Annotated in this window: 18 protein-coding genes and 4 pseudogenes; 17 read left to right on the forward strand and 5 right to left on the reverse strand. The window is 60.7% G+C overall.

What is annotated here, in order from left to right; genetic code table 11:
* Both MESS2_RS31845 and MESS2_RS33760 read right to left on the reverse strand, forming a co-directional pair.
* Positions 1-177: pseudogene (locus MESS2_RS31845) on the reverse strand (DDE-type integrase/transposase/recombinase); the annotation flags it as partial.
* 11 nt (positions 178-188) lie between these two features.
* Positions 189-298: pseudogene (locus MESS2_RS33760) on the reverse strand (IS5/IS1182 family transposase); the annotation flags it as partial.
* Between the two features lie 423 nt (positions 299-721).
* Here MESS2_RS33760 and MESS2_RS29595 point away from each other — a divergent pair.
* The 7 genes from MESS2_RS29595 (at position 722) to MESS2_RS29625 (ending at position 6,965) form a co-directional block, all read left to right on the forward strand.
* Entirely contained in the window at positions 722-1,924 is a 1,203-nt protein-coding gene (locus MESS2_RS29595; protein WP_008878384.1) for an ABC transporter substrate-binding protein, read from the forward strand.
* Between the two features lie 80 nt (positions 1,925-2,004).
* Positions 2,005-2,871: a branched-chain amino acid ABC transporter permease gene (locus MESS2_RS29600; RefSeq protein ID WP_008878385.1), complete on the forward strand. Its 867-nt coding sequence runs from the start codon at positions 2,005-2,007 to the stop codon at positions 2,869-2,871.
* Between the two features lie 7 nt (positions 2,872-2,878).
* Positions 2,879-3,865, forward strand: coding sequence for a branched-chain amino acid ABC transporter permease (locus MESS2_RS29605; protein ID WP_008878386.1), 987 nt, complete (start codon positions 2,879-2,881; stop codon positions 3,863-3,865).
* 3 nt (positions 3,866-3,868) lie between these two features.
* Positions 3,869-4,648 (forward strand): ABC transporter ATP-binding protein, encoded by a 780-nt coding sequence (locus tag MESS2_RS29610; protein WP_008878387.1) that lies wholly within the window; start codon positions 3,869-3,871, stop codon positions 4,646-4,648.
* Positions 4,645-5,367, forward strand: coding sequence for an ABC transporter ATP-binding protein (locus MESS2_RS29615; protein ID WP_008878388.1), 723 nt, complete (start codon positions 4,645-4,647; stop codon positions 5,365-5,367). The genes MESS2_RS29610 and MESS2_RS29615 overlap by 4 nt, the downstream gene beginning before the upstream one ends.
* 10 nt (positions 5,368-5,377) lie before the next feature.
* Positions 5,378-6,175, forward strand: a complete 798-nt coding sequence (locus MESS2_RS29620) for an aspartate/glutamate racemase family protein (protein ID WP_008878389.1) — start codon at positions 5,378-5,380, stop codon at positions 6,173-6,175.
* Positions 6,176-6,257: 82 nt separating this feature from the next.
* Positions 6,258-6,965: a GntR family transcriptional regulator gene (locus MESS2_RS29625; protein ID WP_008878390.1), complete on the forward strand. Its 708-nt coding sequence runs from the start codon at positions 6,258-6,260 to the stop codon at positions 6,963-6,965.
* 182 nt (positions 6,966-7,147) lie between these two features.
* Here the strand turns inward: MESS2_RS29625 and MESS2_RS32625 are convergent, their stop codons facing one another.
* The 3 genes and pseudogenes from MESS2_RS32625 to MESS2_RS29635 all read right to left on the reverse strand — a co-directional run bounded on the left by MESS2_RS32625 (position 7,148) and on the right by MESS2_RS29635 (position 9,019).
* Positions 7,148-7,318, reverse strand: coding sequence for a hypothetical protein (locus tag MESS2_RS32625; protein ID WP_157357907.1), 171 nt, complete (start codon positions 7,316-7,318; stop codon positions 7,148-7,150).
* A pseudogene (locus tag MESS2_RS33765) lies at positions 7,315-7,794 on the reverse strand (plasmid pRiA4b ORF-3 family protein). Before MESS2_RS33765 ends, MESS2_RS32625 begins: the two are co-directional and overlap by 4 nt.
* 166 nt (positions 7,795-7,960) lie before the next feature.
* Positions 7,961-9,019, reverse strand: a complete 1,059-nt coding sequence (locus MESS2_RS29635) for a LacI family DNA-binding transcriptional regulator (protein WP_008878393.1) — start codon at positions 9,017-9,019, stop codon at positions 7,961-7,963.
* Between the two features lie 162 nt (positions 9,020-9,181).
* Between MESS2_RS29635 and MESS2_RS29640 the strand changes: the two genes are divergently transcribed.
* The 10 genes and pseudogenes from MESS2_RS29640 to MESS2_RS29685 all read left to right on the forward strand — a co-directional run bounded on the left by MESS2_RS29640 (position 9,182) and on the right by MESS2_RS29685 (position 18,961).
* The gene (locus MESS2_RS29640) at positions 9,182-10,171 is read left to right on the forward strand and encodes an autoinducer 2 ABC transporter substrate-binding protein (protein ID WP_008878394.1); all 990 of its coding nucleotides are present in this window, start codon (positions 9,182-9,184) and stop codon (positions 10,169-10,171) included.
* Positions 10,172-10,257: 86 nt separating this feature from the next.
* Positions 10,258-11,772 carry a sugar ABC transporter ATP-binding protein gene (locus tag MESS2_RS29645; protein ID WP_008878395.1) on the forward strand — a complete coding sequence of 505 codons (1,515 nt, stop codon included), beginning with the start codon at positions 10,258-10,260 and terminating at the stop codon, positions 11,770-11,772.
* Positions 11,765-12,766 carry an ABC transporter permease gene (locus MESS2_RS29650; RefSeq protein WP_040594415.1) on the forward strand — a complete coding sequence of 334 codons (1,002 nt, stop codon included), beginning with the start codon at positions 11,765-11,767 and terminating at the stop codon, positions 12,764-12,766. Before MESS2_RS29645 ends, MESS2_RS29650 begins: the two co-directional genes overlap by 8 nt.
* The gene (locus MESS2_RS29655; RefSeq protein WP_008878397.1) at positions 12,763-13,758 is read left to right on the forward strand and encodes an ABC transporter permease; all 996 of its coding nucleotides are present in this window, start codon (positions 12,763-12,765) and stop codon (positions 13,756-13,758) included. Before MESS2_RS29650 ends, MESS2_RS29655 begins: the two co-directional genes overlap by 4 nt.
* A 5-nt stretch (positions 13,759-13,763) precedes the next feature.
* On the forward strand, positions 13,764-14,624 hold the full coding sequence (locus MESS2_RS29660) for a sugar phosphate isomerase/epimerase family protein (protein ID WP_040594417.1): 861 nt from the start codon (positions 13,764-13,766) through the stop codon (positions 14,622-14,624).
* Entirely contained in the window at positions 14,617-16,080 is a 1,464-nt protein-coding gene (locus tag MESS2_RS29665; protein WP_008878399.1) for an FGGY family carbohydrate kinase, read from the forward strand. The genes MESS2_RS29660 and MESS2_RS29665 overlap by 8 nt, the downstream gene beginning before the upstream one ends.
* Complete coding sequence (locus MESS2_RS29670; protein WP_040594419.1) at positions 16,073-16,765, forward strand: class II aldolase/adducin family protein; 693 nt, start codon at positions 16,073-16,075, stop codon at positions 16,763-16,765. The genes MESS2_RS29665 and MESS2_RS29670 overlap by 8 nt, the downstream gene beginning before the upstream one ends.
* Before the next feature lie 287 nt (positions 16,766-17,052).
* A pseudogene (locus tag MESS2_RS31860) lies at positions 17,053-17,927 on the forward strand (IS5 family transposase); the annotation flags it as partial.
* 126 nt (positions 17,928-18,053) lie between these two features.
* A complete protein-coding gene (parS, locus tag MESS2_RS29680; protein WP_008878403.1) occupies positions 18,054-18,497 on the forward strand; it encodes a type II RES/Xre toxin-antitoxin system antitoxin in 444 nt (147 codons plus the stop codon).
* Complete coding sequence (locus MESS2_RS29685) at positions 18,497-18,961, forward strand: RES family NAD+ phosphorylase (RefSeq protein WP_040594421.1); 465 nt, start codon at positions 18,497-18,499, stop codon at positions 18,959-18,961. Before parS ends, MESS2_RS29685 begins: the two co-directional genes overlap by 1 nt.
* Positions 18,962-19,097 lie beyond the last annotated feature (136 nt).

Below are 19,097 nucleotides of genomic sequence, written 5' to 3' on the forward strand. Positions count from 1 at the left end.
GCGATGCTTTCGGATCTGGGAAGCGGAGCGGTTTATATGGGGTGGAACGAAGAGGTTGCGGACGGCGGAGAAGACGGAGACAAAGTGTTGCAATGAGCCGATCGACCGGAAGCCCTGGCGTACGCGTTCTCGTTTGCGGAACGGGAGGTGAGAATTCTCCGCGCGGTTATTCAGGCCATGATCTGGCGCGTCAGGCTTCCTCGTCGGCGAAGGCCTGCCTCATATTCCCGCCAGTTCGTTACCTGGAACTTCATCTTGCCAATGCAATGGCGGCGGGAGGTATATGTTTGAAGGGCATGAAGATGACGAACCGGCTATTTCAATCGCCGCTCGACTACGCCATCGCCGCTAAACGATCCGTGCACCAACGCTCTGGAGCAGGAGTTCGCCAGCGGCTGGATCATGCATCTCGTCTGCGCGATCAGGCCTTCCTTACCTGCACTTCGATCCAACACGCTACGCCGAGGTTCCTGAAGCCGCCGGAGGGGTGTTTCGGGATCTCTTCTGTTGCTAAACTTAATGCAAACAATTCCATTTGGGAGCCACTTAGGGCCACTTGAAGACCTCCTCAGCAGCGCCTTCGGTCGACAATCTGCGAATGGATTGTATACGAAACAAAAGAATAATGTTGACAATCATGCGATCTGGGTTTCCCCTAGGGTTGTCCGCGCGGCCGATGAGCAAAACACAAAGCGCGATAACCAAAAGGGGAAACGCCAGAATGATCAACCGACGCTCGACTCTCAAATCGATGGTGCTTGGCGCCGTCTCCGTTTTCGCCATGACGGCCGCGGGCATGCTGTCCGCGCAGGCCCAGAACAAGGAACTGAAGATCGGCTTCGTCGGTGTCACCAGCGGTCCGGCTGCCGCTTGGGGCACCTCGAATGTGCGTTCGATGCAGACGCGTGCCGCCTGGATCAACGAGACTGGCGGCGTCAAGATCGGTGACGCCACCTACAACGTCAACATCGTTACTTTCGACGATCAGAAAGACCCCAAGCGCGCCATCGCCGGCATGGAGAAGATGGCTCAGGAGGGCATTCATTACGTGGTCGGGCCGAATGTCGATGACGGCGCCGCCGCCGTGCGCCCGGTCGCCGAGGCCAACGGCATCATCTATTTCCCCTATGCGTTCCCGAAGGCGCTCTACCAGAAGCCTGCCTCGAATGCCGTGCTCGGCATGATCGCCAACTATCAGTCGGGTCCTGCGATCTATAAATATCTCAAGGAAAACAAGGGCGTGAAGACAATCGCCTTCGTCGCCGCGAACGAGTCGGACCCGTTGAGCCAACGTGACGGCGGCGTCGAGGCGGCCAAGGCGCTCGGGCTGGAGGTCGTCGCCCAGAACGACACCTACCAGAACGACACCCGCGACTTCACCCCGGTGCTGACGCCGATCGTTGCGCTGAAGCCCGACTTGCTCGTGCTGTCGGGCGTAGCGCCGGCCAACGCGCCGCTGCTCATTCGCGCCGCCCGCGAACTGGGTTTCGAGGGCTTGATCTCGACCGAAACGGCGCAGGACGCCAAGGTGCTGGAGGAAGGTGCCGGCGAATACGCCAACGGCTTCATCTCCGTTGGTGGTGCCTCCACGCCGGAAATCGCTTCCGACGCGATGAAGGAGTTCGTTGCCCGCTACACCAAGATGTTCGGCGAATACAACGACGAGTCCAACACCAAGGTCTATGCACTCGAATACATCCTCGAAACGCTCAAGGCCAATCCTGCCGCCATCAACGATGTCGCGGAGTTCAAGAAGACTATGGATACCTTCTCGGCGCCCAACCCCTACCTGAAGGGCGATGCCAAGCTGAGCTATGTCGGCACGACCTCCTTCGGCCAGAAGCGCCAGCTCGCCGTGCCGATGGTGGTCAACGAGTACAAGGACGGTGCCTTCCAGACCCTTTTCGTCGGCACGGTCGACTAGGGTCGAGTTCCAGGGTTACTTCCTCCCGCGTGCCGGGACCCGGACGCATTTTCCGGGCCCGCGGCAGATCGATGGTGTCTATGGAACAGGTCATCGCCAACGGATTCTATCTCGGCGCCCAATATGCGCTGATCGCACTCGGGCTCACCCTGATCTTCGCGTTGATGAACGTGCTCAACTTCGCCCATGGGCAGATGTATGTTCTGGGCGGGTTCATCACCTACACAGTCTACGGCCAGCTCGGGCTGCCTTTCGTGGTGGCGTTGCTGGCGTCAGGCCTGACGCTCGCAATCATCGGCGCACTGATGGAGAAATTCCTCTTTCGAACCGTCATCAGGCGCAGCCTCCGCGAGGAAAGCACGATGCTGCTCGCCGCGGCGACGGCCTTTTTCCTCGACGCGATCATCCTGTTGTTGTTCGGTGAGAAGCAGCGCGGCGTCCCCAAGATCGTCAAAGGCGTTTTCAACGAGGGCGGCATCATCTTGCCCTACGACCGTCTGGTCGTCGGCGCGCTCGCTCTGATCTTCATCGCGGCCTTCGTCCTTTATATGCAATACAGCAGAGTCGGGCGGGCAATGCGGGCACTGGCCCAGGATCGCGTAGCCGCGCAATTGATGGGCGTGAAGGTCGACCGCTATTCGATGATCGGCTTTGCCATGGGCGCCATGTTGGCCGGCATCGTCGGAGGCCTTCTCGTCACCATAACCGGCGTCAATTCCGGTATCGGTGGGCCAATCTCCATCAAGGCCTTCCTGATGGTGATGATCGGTGGCGCCGGAGTCGTCGGCGGTGCGATCGCCGGCGGTTTCATCCTCGGCATGATGGAGTCGGTCGGCCTCACCGTGCTGCGCGAGTATGGTGACGTCACCTACCTCGTCATCTTTGCCGCCCTGATGGTGTTCCTGTCGATCCGCCCCAACGGGCTGATGGGCAAGCCGTGGGGTTGATCGTGCCATGACCCAGCGCGCCATGACGCTCAGCGTGAAAATCGCATCGGTTGCCGTCTTTCTGGCGATCGTCTTTATCGCCGTGCCGGTTCTGATCGCGGCGAGCGGCCGCACCGACCTCTATTACACGCTCACCTCGGTGGCGCTGCTCAGCATCGCCAGCGCCGGCGTGTGGCTCACCTTCTATATCGGCCGGATCAACATCGGCCAGGGCGCCTATGCGCTAATGGGCGGCTACGTGTCGGCCATCCTCGTGGTGAACCATGGCTGGTCGTTCTGGCCGACGCTGCCGGTCGCCGGCCTGTTCTGCGCGGCGGCAAGTGTGCTTATCGGCCTGCCGATCCTGCGCCTGCGCGGCGTCTACTTCGCCATGGTGACGCTGACGCTGACCGAGGTCGCGCGGCTCTTGGCATTGGCGTTGCCGATCACCAACGGCGCCAAGGGCATGGTCAGTATCCCGCTGCCCGGCGCGCTGTCTGTCTTCGGCCTCACCATCATTCCGGATTTCGCCACGCTGCGGAATTCCCGGCTGGCCTTCTACCTGCTGGCGGTCACGCTCATGGTGGTCTGTTTCGCGGTGATGTACCGGCTGGTTCATTCTCGCATCGGCAAGCTCTGCCAATCGCTCCAGCAAAACGAGGAACTGGCCTCGTCGATCGGCGTCAACATCGCCTATCTGCGCGTCATCGCCTATGCCGTTTCGTCCTTCTTCGGCGGTGTCGCCGGGGCGATCTTCGCCGCCATCTCGCAGTCGATCTATCCGTCGAGTTTTACCGTCACCGACTCCGTTAACTTCATGCTGAACTGCTTCCTCGGCGGTCTCGGCTACGTGTTCGGGCCGATGCTCGGCACGCTGGTGCTCTATTTCGGCTGGGACCTTCTGTTCCAGACCGGCCAGTTCCAGCTTCTGATCTACTCGGGCTTGATGATCGTGCTGATGCTTGTCCTGCCCAATGGGCTGCTCAGCCTCGCCGCCCCGACCCGGAAGAACTGAGCCATGGTCGATCTGCTCGAAGTCTCAGGCCTGACGAAACGCTTCGGCGGTCTTGTGGCGGTCAACAACGTTTCCTTCTCGGTGCGCGAAAAGGAGATACTGTCGGTCATTGGCCCGAACGGTGCCGGCAAATCGACGCTGTTCAAGCTGATTTCGTCCTTCCTTAGGCCGACTTCCGGCGAAGTGCGCCTGAAGGGTGAGCGCATCTCGAACCTCGCGCCGCACATCGCCGCTCGCAAGGGCGTCGTGCGAACGTTTCAGGAAACGACGATCTTCAAGAATATGAGCGTGCGCGACAACGTCATCATCGCTCACCATCTGCGCTCCAGGGCGAACCTGTTCGGCTTCTTCCTTGGCACGGTTGCGGCCAAGGCCGACGAAGCAGCCTTCGGGCAATCGGCCGACGATATCCTGGCGCTGCTTGGCTTGGCCTCACTCGCCGGCGAGACCGCCCGAAACCTGCCGCACGGTCACTTGCGCGCCCTTGGCATCGCCATCGGTCTCGCCACCAACCCTTCGATCCTTTTGCTGGACGAGCCTTTCGCCGGCATGAACCACGACGAGACGATGAGAATGGTGTCGATGGTGAGGCGGCTGCGCGATCTCGGCCTCACCATCCTCCTGGTCGAGCACGACATGCCCGCCGTCATGAAGATCTCCGACCGCGTTGTCGTCTTGAATTTCGGGCAGAAGATCGCCGAGGGAACGCCCCCGGAAATCCAGGCCAACGACAAGGTGATCGACGCCTATCTCGGCAGCGAAGACGAGGCCATCGGCCTATGAACCAGATCCTGAAATTCGTCGATGTCGAACTCTACTACGATCACGTCTATGCGCTGAAAGGCGTGTCCCTAGAGGTCAACGAGGGCGAGACCGTGGCGCTGATCGGCGCCAACGGCGCCGGCAAGTCGTCGATCCTTCGCGCCATCACCGGCCTGCGCAAGATCAGGTCCGGCGAAATCCACTATGGCGGCAAGCGTATCGATGGCGCCGCCCCTGACGAGATCGTCAAGATGGGCATCGCCATGGTGCCGGAAGGCCGCCGTGTCTTCCCCTACATGACGGTCAGGGACAATCTTCTGATGGGTGCCTTCACGCGCACCGGCAAATCCGAGATCGCCGCGTCGCTGGAGATGGTGCTGGGGCGGTTCCCTCGCCTCAAAGAGCGCTATACGCAAGCTGCCGGCACGATGAGCGGCGGCGAACAGCAGATGCTGGTCATCGGCCGCGCGCTGATGGCCAAACCGCGCCTGCTGCTGCTCGACGAACCGTCGCTCGGCGTCGCGCCCAAGCTCGTCCAGGACATCGCCCGCTCGATCGTGGCGATTAATCGCGACGAGAAGGTCAGCGTCCTGCTGGTCGAGCAGAATTCGCGCATGGCGCTGCGCATCTCGCAGCGCGCCTATGCGCTGACCACCGGCAGCGTCGCGCTAAGTGGCAACTCCGCCGAATTGCTGACCGACGACCGGGTCAAGCGTCTTTATCTCGGCGGCGAGATTTGAGGTCGACCGCATGCGCATACTCATCATCAATCCCAACACGACCACATCCATGACCGCCAAGATCGGCAAGGCAGCAATGAGCGTCGCTTCCGCCGGGACGGAAATCATTTCGGTCAATCCCAGCGACGGCCCGCCGAGCATCGAGGGCTATTTCGACGAAGTCTTCGCCATCCCAGGAATCATCACCGAAATGAACAAGGCTGCAGCCATCGACGCCTATGTCATCGCATGTTTCGACGATACCGGACTGGACGCGGCCCGTTGCGCCGCCGAGGCTCCGGCCATTGGCATTGGCGAGGCCGCTTTCCACCTTGCCAGCCTGGTCGCCGGCAAGTTCAGTGTCGTGACGACGCTTGCCCGCTCCGTTCCCGCGATCGAGCACAATCTGGTGAAATACGGCCTCGCCTCGCGCTGCGCCAAGGTCAGGTCGTCGGAGGTTGCCGTGCTCGACCTGGAATTGCCGGGCTCGGACGCCCGACGCAGAATCTCGGATGAGATCGCGCGCGCCGTTCGCGAGGACAGAGCGGAGGCGATCGTTCTTGGCTGCGCGGGCATGGCCGATCTGGCGAGCAGCCTGTCAAGGGAACATGGCGTCCCCGTGCTCGACGGTGTCGCCTGCGCGGTCACGCTGGCCGAGGCGCTCTTCAAGGTCGGTCTGAGGACATCGAAGGTGGGTGGATATGCCGCTCCTCTCGGCAAGCGGTTCTCGGGCATCTACGCCTCGCTGTCGCCCACCGGCGCCGCGGCCAGACCGCCGGTCCGCGACACGCTTGGCTTGACGAATGCGACATCCATGGACCGGGATTGACCGCCACACAAGCGATACTAGATTGCATAGCCGCTAGGCGGTTGGGTTGAATCAGGTAGTATCGCGCCCGCGCGTTGAAAACATGTTGACGGTGCTTAAGGAAGAAGATCACGACGAAAAACTGGCGGCCCGCTGGTCGCCGATCTATTGTGGCCTGAGAGATGCCATCGTCAGCCATCGTCTCGCCCCGGGCACCAAGCTGCCGGAAGACGAGTTGGCGTCGATTTATTCGGTCAGCCGCACCATCATTCGCGCGGCCCTGCAAGCGCTTGCCCATGACCGGTTGGCGCGGCTGGAACCAAATCGCGGCGCCTTCGTGGCGCAGCCGTCGAAGATCGAAGCGCGAGAGGTGTTCGAGGCACGGGCGTTGATCGAACCCAAGGTGGCTGCGCTTGCCGCCATGGCAGCGGTGCCATCCGATATTGCGCAGCTGCGCCGCCATCTGGAGAAGGAACACGAGGCGCTTCAGGCCGGCCGGGACAGCGATGCCATCATGCTGTCGGCGCGTTTCCACGTCGGCATCGCCGAGATCGCGGCTCATTCGGTGTTCAGCAAATTTGTTCGCGACCTCGTCTCTCATTCGTCACTCATCATCGCCCTCTACTGGAAACGGCGTGACGCGACCTGTGAAAAACACGCCCATCATGCGCTCGTCGATGCAATCGAAGCAAGGCGGAGCTCCGAAGCGGCCGATCTAATGACCAGCCATCTAGTCGACCTCCTGTCGGGTCTCGATCTCACCGACAAGGTCGAGAAGTCGGACAATCTCTCGGATTTGCTGCGTCTGTAACGGCGACCGATGCATCCCCGCCGCCGGCACCAGATCCGCGGCATGTATTTTGCGCCGAAATCCGCTGCGACGCCTGACCGCGATCATCATCTACTGGAATACCGTCCAGCGGAACATGAGCCGTGAACTGGCTTCCGAGTGGCGACAATCATGTGGACCATTGATGCATCAGCCGCCGATGTTCATCCTGGAGAAAGCTCTTGTTGAAGCCGCGAAAACCGGCAGGCAACAAACGGCTCGCGAGCGCGCGAACGGTCGATCGCGCGCTCGACTGCATGACGCGTAACTTCGTCATCGAGCATGGCGCGGTCGCCATTGAGAACAACCTGCTCGACAAACTCCGACATGGTCATCCATTGAGGCCGAGGGCGTCGTCACGCCGCTCAATATATCTGTCGGGACCACCGCAATCCTCCGGCGGGCAGGCGCCCGCGCCGCCAATGCAGACCGGATAGCATCCGCGTTCCTTGGCCGCTTTCCGGTCTTCGATGCGGATTCATGCTCCCACCAGTCGCCCATGTCATAGACGTAGGCGAACCTGGCGTTCTTGCGGAACCCAAAAGCGGTCGAGCGTCTTGTCAGGCAGTTGGGTGCAAATATCCGACGAACCGTAGCGAACCGCGCGTATCCTGAACTCGAAGAGATGCAAGCTCTCCCAGCCCATGGCCACCTGGATCACGCCGTGAAGTTCCCGTAAGGAATAGCTCTCCGGAACCAGGACGCGTCGCCAGACCATCGGGCTCACGCCGAGAAGCCGGATCTTGAGCTGGAGAATGGATCCTGCGGGCGACAATGAGGAGGATGTGGTTGGCATATCCGGCTTCGGCATGTTCGGCGAACCAAGCCTACCCGGATCGGGATTTCAAGCTACAGAGACCCCACACAATTTGGTGCTCCCCAGGTATGAACCGCCGTTGACTTCATAACGACGCTACACGTGTCGGTTCTGATACCTCCGCGCGGGGAACTGTGCAAAGGCCGGCTCTCAGGGCGCCTCAAGCTATGTCCTTCAACGTGTCCAGCGGCCCTTTCAGAGCAGATCTCGGTTGTATCAACTCCGGCGCAATCAGGAAAATCTGCGGGGCCGTCGGCGGTTCATTGATCAATTCGAACGCCTTCGCTATCATCGCCTCAAAATTCTGCCGCACCATGATTACGGGGAAGGGCAGAAAAGAGGCGAATGGGTCATAGTCGTAGCAACCGACGACAAGCTCACTAAACATCTCCGCCGGCCGGCCCGCCATGAAACGTAGCAGACCCTCCATATTGATTGACGAATTGATGAACAACGCGCGCGGCAGCTTGCCATGGCGTTGGCTAAACGCCTCGAAGGCACGCAGTGTTATGTCGGGCGAATAGCCGGAGGACTGTACTCCGTCATCAGGGTCGGCGCCCAACAGTGCCCTTTTGGTCGCATGGAAAGCGGCGATACGTTCGCGGCTTGCGTGGTCGTTGCGGCCGCCAAACAGAAACAGCTCGTCCGGCCGCAGGGGGTCATCATTGCCGAACTGGCGGATGATTGCCTCCGTCAGCATCCGCGCGCCCTCATAGTTGTCGCTGATCACCGAATGCGCCTTTGCACCCGGTAGGTCGATGTTGATATGCCTCAGTCCCGCCGCCTCGCAGACCTCGTGCACGCCGTCCGGATCGGTGGCGCCGACTATGAAGAGCTTGTCGATTGAGTAGGAGATCAGCGTCTCCGCCGTCCGGCGTTCCTCTTCCGGATCGCGGCTGGCACTGACCACGACCGGGCATTGACCGCGGCCGCGCACATGTCCCTCAAATGTCTGCGCCATGGCGGAAAAGTAACGATTGTCGTGGATGGGCAGCATCAGGCCGACCAGGCCCGATCGTGACCGTCGCAAGCCTCGCGCCTGCAGATTGGTGGTGTATTGGTGGCGTTCGGCGAGGCTGAGAATTGTTTCCGCCGTACTTTCCTTGATGCGGCGCTTGCGCCAAGTGCCATTCAGCACCGCGCTCACGGTCGACGGCGAACTGCCCGATAGCACGGACAGATCATAGATCGTCGCCTTCTTCTTGAACTGCTGATCCATCTGGCCCCTCCGGAGCGTCTCTTTAGAGCAATATCCCGCTAGAGCGATATCTCGCTTGACGAGCGCGTCTTGATGCACAATAGTTAATGCACCATCGATTGTGCAAGCGCAAATCGGTGGCGGAGGTGTGTTCCCGTTCGGAACGTTATGGGAGGAATACAGATGAAAAAGTTCATGATCGCGGCGCTCGCCGCGACACTTATGCTTGGCGGACCAATCGCTGCCGTGGCACAGCAGGCCGGCAAGGTTGGCGTCGTCGTCAAGATTGGCGGCATTCCCTGGTTCAACGCCATGGAGGCGGGCATCAAGGAGCGCGGCAAGAAGCTCGGTGTCGACGCATTCATGGTTGGCCCGACTAGCGCCGATCCGGCACTGCAAGTTCGCGCCATCGAGGATCTGATCGCACAGGGCGTCAAGGTCATAGGGGTGGTGCCGAATGATGCGAAAGTGCTTGAACCAGTCCTGAAGAAGGCCAAGGACGCCGGCATCATCGTCATCACGCATGAATCGCCTGGCCAGAAGGGCGCCGACTGGGATTTCGAACTCGCGTCCGCGACCGGCTTCGGTGAGGCTCACGCCAAGCTCCTGGCGGAAAAGATGGGTGGCAAGGGTGAGTATGCAGTCTTCGTCGGCTCGCTGACGGTGCCCCTGCACAATGCCTGGGCCGATGCGGCAATCGCGTATCTGAAGAAGAACTATCCGGACATGAAGCTTGTTGGCGATCGTTATGGCGTCGCCGAGGATGTGGACAAGAGCCGCAGCACTGCGCTTGACCTGATTTCCGCCAATCCCGGCTTGAAAGGATTCCTTGCCTTCGGCAGCCAAGGCCCGATCGGCGCTGGCCGCGCAATCGAAGAGCGCAGGAAGGTGGGCCAGATATTCGTGCTCGGCCCATTCTCGCCAGGCCAGGGACGGAAGCTCATCAAGAGCGATGCGATCTCCGGCGGCTTCATGTGGAATCCGAAACAGGCGGGTGAGGTTTTCGTCACGCTGGCCGACCAGCTCATGAAGGGCAAAGAAATCAAGGATGGCGATACGATCGAAGGGCTAGGGACAGTCAAGCCAGACTTCGAAAACCGTAACATCATCGTCGATCAGCTGGTCCCGATCAACAAGGACACTGTCGACGGCCTCGCGGCGATGGGCCTGTAAAGCCTCCCAAGGCTGTGGCAGCCGGGCTGGCCTCGAGCCGGCCCGGCTGAGGATTTGTCAACGCGATTAGATCCAGGTTCAACTCGATGGCTGATCAGGAACCCGATGGCTCCGCGTCACGGCCGCTGCTATCGCTCCGCAATGTCAACATGACGTTTGGCGGCGTGAAGGCTTTGAAGAATGTCAGCTTTGAGGTTCTGCCGGGCGAGGTGCATTGCCTCGCCGGCGAGAACGGTTCGGGCAAGAGCACGTTGATCAAGGTCATCACTGGCGTGTACAAGCCCGAGGCTGGCGCCAAGATCGACTATGACGGCCAGAGCCACGCCCATATGTCACCGGTGACCGCGCAGGCCGGCGGAATTCAGGTCATCTGGCAGGACCTCGCCCTGTTCCCCGAGATGACCGTCGCCGAGAACATCGCGTTCCAGACTGTCACCGGCCGCTGGCCGCGGCTGGTGAACCATGCCGAAATGTGGCGTGTCGCGACCAACGCCTTGCAACGTCTTGGTGTTACCCTCGATGTCGATCTCGCACTCCACAATTTTCCAATCGCACAGCGGCAGATCGTAGCTATAGCGCGCGCGCTCGTCGGCGAAGCGAAGCTTGTCTTCATGGATGAGCCGACGGCCTCGCTCACCCAATCGGAAACCGACTATCTGCTGGACATTGTGCGCAATCTATCGGCATCGGGCGTTGCCGTTGTGTTCGTCAGTCATCGACTCGCGGAGGTCCTTGAAATCTCCAGCCGTGTGACCGTGCTGCGCGACGGCGCGCTAGTTGGCGTCTATCCGACCAAAGGTCTGACCCAATCGCGCATCACGGAGCTGATGACCGGCAAGACCTTCGACTATTCCGTCCTGCATCGCGATTTGAGCACGAGCTCGGTTATGCTTGAGGTTAAAGGGCTGTCGCGGCCCGGCGAATTCGAGGATGTGTCATTGACGGTCCGGCGCGGCGAGACGCTCGGGATCACCGGGTTGCTCGGGGCAGGGCGCACCGAGCTGGCGTTGACCTTGTTTGGCATGCGCAAGCCGAGGTCCGGCGCTGTTGTGCTGGATGGCAAACCGGTTCGCTTCGGTTCCAACCGTGAGGCGATCGCCGCCGGCGTCGCCTATCTTTCGGAAGACCGGCTGTCGCTCGGCCTCATTCAGCCCCAGGCAATTGCTGACAACATGGTAATAGCCTCGCTGGACAAGATCCTTTCGGGCGGTTTCTTTTCGAGCGATCGCAAACGATCTCTGGTCAGCGGCTGGATAAGGGATCTTGGCATCAAGATCGGAAAGCAGGAAGACGCGGTCTCGACCCTGTCGGGCGGAAATCAGCAGCGTGTCGCAATTGCAAAATGGCTGGCGACCGAACCGAAACTGCTAATCCTCGATGGGCCGACCGTCGGTGTTGATGTTGGCGCGCGTGCCGGCATATTCGATATCGTTTCCAAACTGGCCGACACTGGCCTGGCCATTATCCTGATCTCGGACGAGGTACCTGAAGTCTATTTCAACGCGGACCGTGTGCTGCACATGGCTCAGGGGCGCATTGTCGGCGAGTATGTTCCGGGCGCCACGTCCCTTCAGGCCATCGAAGGTGCGGTCTATGCGTAGGTTTGTCCGCTCCCACGCAACGGAACTGGCTTTGCTCGCCGTGATCGCGGTCATCTGCGTTTTCCTCTCCTTTGCGACAGACCGGTTCTTCACCCTCGGCAATGCGTTTGACCTTCTGAACACCAGTTCGGTCAACATCATCTTCGCCGTCGGCCTGCTCGTCGTGCTGATTGCCGGCGGCATTGACATCTCCTTCGCGGTTGCTGCCTCCGTCGTGCAATATCTAACGGCGACCGTCCTTGGCTGGATCGGCGGCGGAAATTGGATTGTCGGCCTCATCATCGCTGGCGCATTGGGCGTTGCGTTGGGTAGCATCAACGCTTTCCTGATCCAAAGGTTCAGGATCATCTCGATCGTCGCCACGATTTCGACCTTCAACATTTTCTTCGGCTTGCTGATGTTCTTCACAGGCGGCGTGTCGATCTACAATCTGCCGGACTGGCTCACCACCCGCGTGGTGCTGTTCGAGCGAGAGATGGCTGACGGAACCTGGGCGGAGATCACGCTACCCGTGCTCATCATGGCCTTATGCGTGTTCGCTACCTGGGCGTTGATCACGCGCACCACCACCGGTCGCCAACTCTACGCTTTTGGCGACAATCCGGAAGGCGCGCGCCGCTTCGGCATCAATATCGGTGCCATGCAATTTATTGCCTTCGGCTGGCTTGGCCTGATGGCGGGCATCGCCGGTCTCGTCCAGGCACATTACGCGCAGGAAGTGGTGCCCAACGCCCTTTATGGGCGCGAACTCGACGTCCTGGCAGCCGTAGTCCTTGGCGGTGCGCGGCTCGGCGGCGGCAAAGGTAGCGTGCTTGGCTGCATTCTGGGCGTTCTATTGGTCTCGATCACCCAGAACGGACTTAATTTGATGGGTGTGTCGCCTTTCGCGTTCAAGATGATCGTCGGCGCTATCATTCTTGCCGCCATCACTCTGTCGAACCCCAGCATCGAACGCCTGTTGCCTTTCCCGAAAAGCCGGCGGGCGGCATCATGACGGCTGTAACTGAACGTGCCCGCAGTTCGCTCGGCGCCGAGCTGGCAAGTCCTCTTGCTGCATTCGTTGTGGTCATGGTCGTGTTCGGCATTGCCGCGCCGAACTTCCTTTCCCGCGCCACCTTTGGATCCGTCGCCTTCCAACTGCCGGAGCTCGGCCTCCTCACACTCGCCATGCTGCTGCCGATCCTGACCGGCGGCCTGAACCTCGCCATCACTTTCACGGCCAATATCGCCGGTCTGACGCTAGCTTGGGTACTGCAAAGCCAGGGCGGCGTCGATGCGGGCATCGGCGCCTTTGTCCTTGGTTCTGTCCTTGCCATCGCGGTCGGAGCACTAAGTGGGCTAATCATGGGGCTGGTCATCGCCTACACCAAGGCTCACCCGATCCTGGTCTCGCTGTCGATGATGATCTTCCTGCGCGGTCTCGGGGAATTCCTGACGCGCGGCGGCGACGTGTCCGGCTTTCCAGGCTTCCTGGCGCCGATCGGCTACGGTTCGATCTTTGGCATCCCGGTGCCGCTGCTCATTTTCATCGCGTGCGTCCTGATCTGGCACGTCCTGCTGACGCGCATGAAGCTTGGCTTCAGCACCTACATGATCGGCTCCAACATCGAGGCCACGCGGTACTCCGGCATCAATACGCGCAAGGTGCAGGTTTTGGTCTACACATTGTCAGGCGCGATGTGTGCGGTCGCCGGCATCATCATGCTGGCGCGCTTCAATTCGGTGCGTGTCGGCCACGGCGAGTCTTACCTTTTGATCACCGTGCTTGCCTGCTTCCTTGGCGGGGTCAATCCGTTCGGCGGCTTCGGTCGGGTGATCCCTGTCTTCGTCGCGCTGGTGGTGCTCCAGCTTCTGTCCTCGGGACTCAACCTGATGGGCTCAAACCAGCATCTGGCCACGGCGGTCTGGGGTATTTTGATGATCACGGTGATGATCCTGCGCTGGGTTGCCGAGCGCCTCAAATTCCTAAATGCAAACAAAGGGTGAGTTCGATGCATGGTTTTGGGGTCCACACCTCGATGTGGACGATGAACTGGGACCGGGCCGGCGCGGAGAAGGCGATCTCGGCTTCCGTCAAATATGGCATGGATTTTATCGAGATCGCGCTTCTGAACGCGCCGGCCGTCGATGCCGCGCATACACGCGCCTTGCTCGAAAAGCACAATCTTTCTGCCGTTTGCTCGCTTGGCCTGCCGGAGCCGGCCTGGGCCTCGGTGCGGCCGGATGCCGCCATCGAACATCTCGAAGTGGCCATCGACAAGACTGCGGAAATGGGCGCGCTCGCGCTTTCCGGCGTCATTTTCGGCGGTATTGGCGAACGCACCGGCGTACCACCTACCGAAAAGGAATACGACAACATCGCGCATGTGCTGACCGTCGCCGCCAAGCATGCCAAGACGCGCGGCATAGAGCTCGGAATCGAGGCGGTGAACCGCTACGAGAATCACCTGATAAATACCGGCGCGCAGGCCGTCTGGATGCTCGAGAAAGTCGGCGCCGACAACATCTTTGTCCATCTCGACACCTATCATATGAACATAGAGGAGAAGGGGGCCGCCAATGGTATTCTGGCCGCTCGCGAGCACCTGAAATATATTCACTTGTCAGAGAGCGATCGCGGCACCCCGGGCACCGGCAACTGCCCCTGGGACGAGATCTACGCAACGCTCGCGGCGATCGGCTTCAAGGGCGGACTTGCCATGGAAAGCTTCATCAACATGCCGCCGGAAGTCTCCTACGGCCTCTCCGTCTGGCGGCCAGTCGCCAAAGACGAGGCCGAAGTAATGGGCAATGGCTTGCCATTCCTGCGCAACAAGGCTCGCCAATACGGTCTGATCCGACCCAATGGATGACGGGCGGAAGGCGGACGGCGCGCGGATCGCCGTCTTCGACGTCGGTAAGACCAACATAAAACTGTCTGCGATGACGTTCGACGGCGTGCTTGCGGAGAGCCTCTCTGTCCGCAACGAGGTGCGGCCCGGTCCACCTTGGCGGCACCACGACCTCAAGGGCATTAGCGACTGGCTGTTCGGCTCGCTTGCCAGCTTGTGCCGACACCATCCGGTGGAAAAGGTGGTCACCACCGGACACGGCTCCGCCGGGGTTTTGGTGAACGCAGATCCGGACGACACCTCCGCCTTGCCGATGATCGACTATGAGCAGGATCCGCCGCCTGCAATTCTCGATGGCTACGCGCCGCTTTCGGGCGATTTCTTAGATCGCGGCAGCACAATCATGCTGAAGGCTGCCCATCAGGCTCGCCAGCTGTACTGGATGCAACAGGCTGAACCGGAGCGCGTCGCCCAGGCCCGTTGGTATCTGGGCTTGCCGCAATATTGGGCTTGGCGGCTTTCAGCCGTGCCATCGGCCGAAACGACGGTCCTCTCGGCGCAGTCACATCTATGGAACAATGTGCGCAAGGAGTGGACGCCCATCGTAGAGGGGCAGGGCTGGAGCCGCCTCATGCCACCATTGCATCCGGCCTGGAAAACGCTGGGGCCAATCCGGCCGGATCTAGCGCGCCGGTACGGCATACCGGAAAAGCTGTCTGTCCTGACTGGCGGCCACGACAGTAGCCTCAATCTTTACCGCTATCAGGCAGCAGGCATGCCCGATGCCTGCGTGATCTCTACCGGAACTTGGATTGTCGGAATGTGCGCGGCTACACCTCTCGACGCACTCGACGAAAACCGCGCAATGGTGCTGAACAGCGACGTGACAGGACGCCCGGTCGGCGGCGTTTTGACCATGGGCGGACGAGAGTTCAGTCATGTGGCAGGGCACGGACAAGAGGGAGAGGCGGCCGACGCCGCGCTGGTCAGCTTGTTCACAGAACGGGGCACCTTTGCGTTGCCGTCCTTCGGCGACGATGATGGCCTCTTTCCCGGCAGCGCTGGGCGCGGCCGGTTTGAAGGGCCGTCAGCAGAAACCCCTGCGAAGCGCAAGGCGCTCGCGGTGCTCTATGCGGCGCTGCTGACGGTGGAATGTATCGATGCGTTGAACGAAAGCGGGCTGGTCGCATTGGATGGTACCTTCCTGCGGGACCCGCTCTACGCCACCTTGGTTGCCGCGCTGCGCCCAACAGCCCAAACGGTCTACAACCTGGACTCCTACGGCACGGCTTCGGGCGCCGCTTTACTTGTCGAACATGAAACCCGTCACGCGCCGGCTCCGATCGAGCTCAGCCTTCCCGCCGCCTATGCCGGCGATCGTGAGGCGCTCGCGGCCTATGCGCTGCGGTGGCGCGAATTGGCGAAGCAAAACAACTTCTACAGGGCAAGACCAGCAAAAGGAACGATCGATGACTGATGACAGCGCATTGCGCCGCGAGATGGTGGACGTTTGCCGCCGGATGAACTCCAGCGGTATCAACCAGGGCAATGCAGGCAACCTGTCGGTGCGCACCAGCAAGGGTTTCCTGATCACGCCCTCGTCGCTTCCTTACGAAACGATGACCCCCGAAGACATTGTGGACATGGACTTTGACGGCACCTATGCCGGCCGACGGCCCTCCTCGGAGTGGCGCTTCCATCGCGACATTTTGCGGGAGCGGCAGGAGATCAACGTCGTGCTGCATTGTCACTCACTCTATGCCACGACGCTGGCCTGCCATCACAAGACGATCCCGAGCTTTCACTATATGGCAGGAGTGGCGGGCGGGACGACCATCCGCTGCGCGGCCTACGCGACCTTTGGCACGCAGGCATTGTCCGACAATGCCCTGATTGCACTCAAGGATCGCTTCGCTTGCCTCCTAGGCCAGCACGGGCAGATTTCCCTTGGCAAGACTCTGGAAGCGGCATTGTGGCTGGCGAACGAGGTCGAAACCCTGTCTCGCATGTATGTCCAGACGCTTGCGCTTGGCGAGCCGCCGGTTCTCTCCGACGAGGAGATGGCGCGGGTGATCGAGCAAATGCGTAAGATGAGCTATGGCCAAGCGCCGGATCCAGAGGGTACGAACGATTTGGCGAGGCCGCGCGGGGCTGCGGCCTAGCACCAGTCTGGCAGGCGGCGTAGCCCCAAAACCTCCTGTTCAACGAGTCGCGGTCCGGGCCGCAGAATCTGGCCGGGGAGCAATACGCGTTTGGCAGGGCGACCCGGCGACATATAGTCTGAAGGTGGCGCGAAGGCGACCTCTTCCGACCTGGTCCTGGTTTCTGGACGGTTCACCCATCCCACGAATTCATAACGCTGGCTTTTCGAAACGCTCGCCGAGACAGGGACAGCGGTGTTCGCAATCCCGTTCGATCACTCAGAGTCTTCTCTGATTGGGGCAGCTAGCTCACGCCGGAAGCCTTGTCGTCTTGGCGAGCGCCGAAGCGGACGACCCGCGGCGGCCAGCCGCGATACTCCGATCTGGCGATTGAAACTGCTCTGACGCTGGGCCTGGTGTTCGGCCTGCGACTGCGCCAGACTGAGGGCTTGCTGGCATCGGTGCTGCAGTTGATGGGAATGGATCTCGCCGTCCCCGATCACACGACGCTGAGCCGTCGGGCAGGCATCTCGCGATTGCCTGACAGGCGGCAAGGTCGCCGGTTTCCAGAAGACGGACCCGTACATGTCCTCATCGACAGCACCGGGCTCGAAATCCATGGCGCCGGGCAGTGGCTGGAGGAGAAGCACGGCGCCAGATCGCGGCGAAGCTGGCGAAAGCTGCATCTGGCGCTGGATGCCGACAGCGGGGAAATCATTGCTCACGTCATGACCGATCAGGACACCGGGGATGCCCGCAGGTGGAGCCGCTGCTCGACCAGATCGATGTGTCGATCGGCCAGTTCACGGCCGATGGCGCCTATGACGGCACGCCAACCTACAAGGCCGTCACCAACCATTGCGACAGTGCAATGGTCGTCATTCCGCCGCGCGCAAACGCAATCGAGCGGACAGATGCCGAACCTCCCAGCCAGCGGGACCGGCATATAGCGGCGATCAACACCGACGGCCGGATGAAATGGCAGGCTGCGACCAGCTACGGCAAGCGCTCGCTCGTTGAGACCGCGATCGGCCGCTACAAATCCATCATCACCGGTCGCCGGCTGCGGGCAAGATCGTTCCGAACCCAGCAAACCGAAGTCGCCTTTGGTTGTGCCGTCCTCAATCGCATGATGGCATGCGCTCGCCCGAAGTCTGTCCGGTACACGGCAGCCTCGGCATAGCCAATCAAAGACCGAAATCCGTTCGCACTCCGATCGATGCACCAACCCTGAGACGATCTGCTGGATGTGCCTTGCATTTTTTGGCAAGATGCCTTAAATATCTCGGCAGACTGCCGGAGACCAAAGATGAGCACCCCTGTCGCACTCATTGACGACGTTGCACGCAAACTCGGCGGCGCCGCAGTGCTGGGAGCTGATGTCCGGTCGCAAGCGGACCTCGCGATGATGGTGCGCCGCCGGCTTCCGCTCGCGACGCTGAAGGGCCTGTCTCTTGCTGGCCTCAGTGAGCAGGAGATTGAGCGCTTCGTCATTCCGCAACGTACGCGCAGGCATCGCGCGGAGAAGAACGAGCCTCTGACGGTCGAGGAATCCGACCGAGCCGTGCGGCTCGCCCGCATCCAGTCGCTTGCGGAAGAAACCTTCGGAGATCGCGGCAAGGCGAACCGTTGGCTGCGCAAGGAACTAGCAGAGCTGGGCGGCGAAGCCCCGCTGACCGTGGCGCGGACCGAGGCGGGCACACGCGTCATTGAAACCATCCTTGGCAAGATTGCCTGGGGTGCTGCCGCCTGATGCGGCTGTGGCGACTTTCAAGCCTGCAATTCGCGGAAGCTATGGATGGGGGCTACGGATTGTTGTTCAACGGGCGTTGGAACACCGTTGGCCACCCGGTGACTTATACGGCCACGTCGCCGTCCTTGTGCGTCCTTGAAAAGCTTGTCCACGTCGAAGATCCGTCGTTGCTGCCGGCGCTTGCCATGGTGATCTATGACGTGCCCGACGCGACGCCAGTCGCGCACCGAATCTTGTCCGATCTGCCTGATGATTGGCGGCGCAGAGAGGGCGATACGCAGCGATTGGGAGATGATTGGCTGGCGGGGCTTGAACACGCGCTTCTGTTCGTTCCGTCGGCGATCGTTCCGGTGGCCGACAGTCCGGATTGGAACGTGATCGTCAATCATCGCCATCCCGCGGCAGCGGCAATCAGGATCGAGCGAATCGAACCTTTTGAGCTAGACGTTCGGTTGCTCGGGTAACTCGCTGAATTAATTTACAAACAATTATCAACTGCCTCTAAGTTCCAATGTAGGCAGGTTCGCACTTTGTTGCATTCTCTGCCCGCGAGAATCACACATGTTTACAATACTTTAGTGGATTTTTGCGCCGGACCTG

This window comes from Mesorhizobium metallidurans STM 2683 (genome assembly GCF_000350085.1).
Classification (GTDB): domain Bacteria; phylum Pseudomonadota; class Alphaproteobacteria; order Rhizobiales; family Rhizobiaceae; genus Mesorhizobium; species Mesorhizobium metallidurans.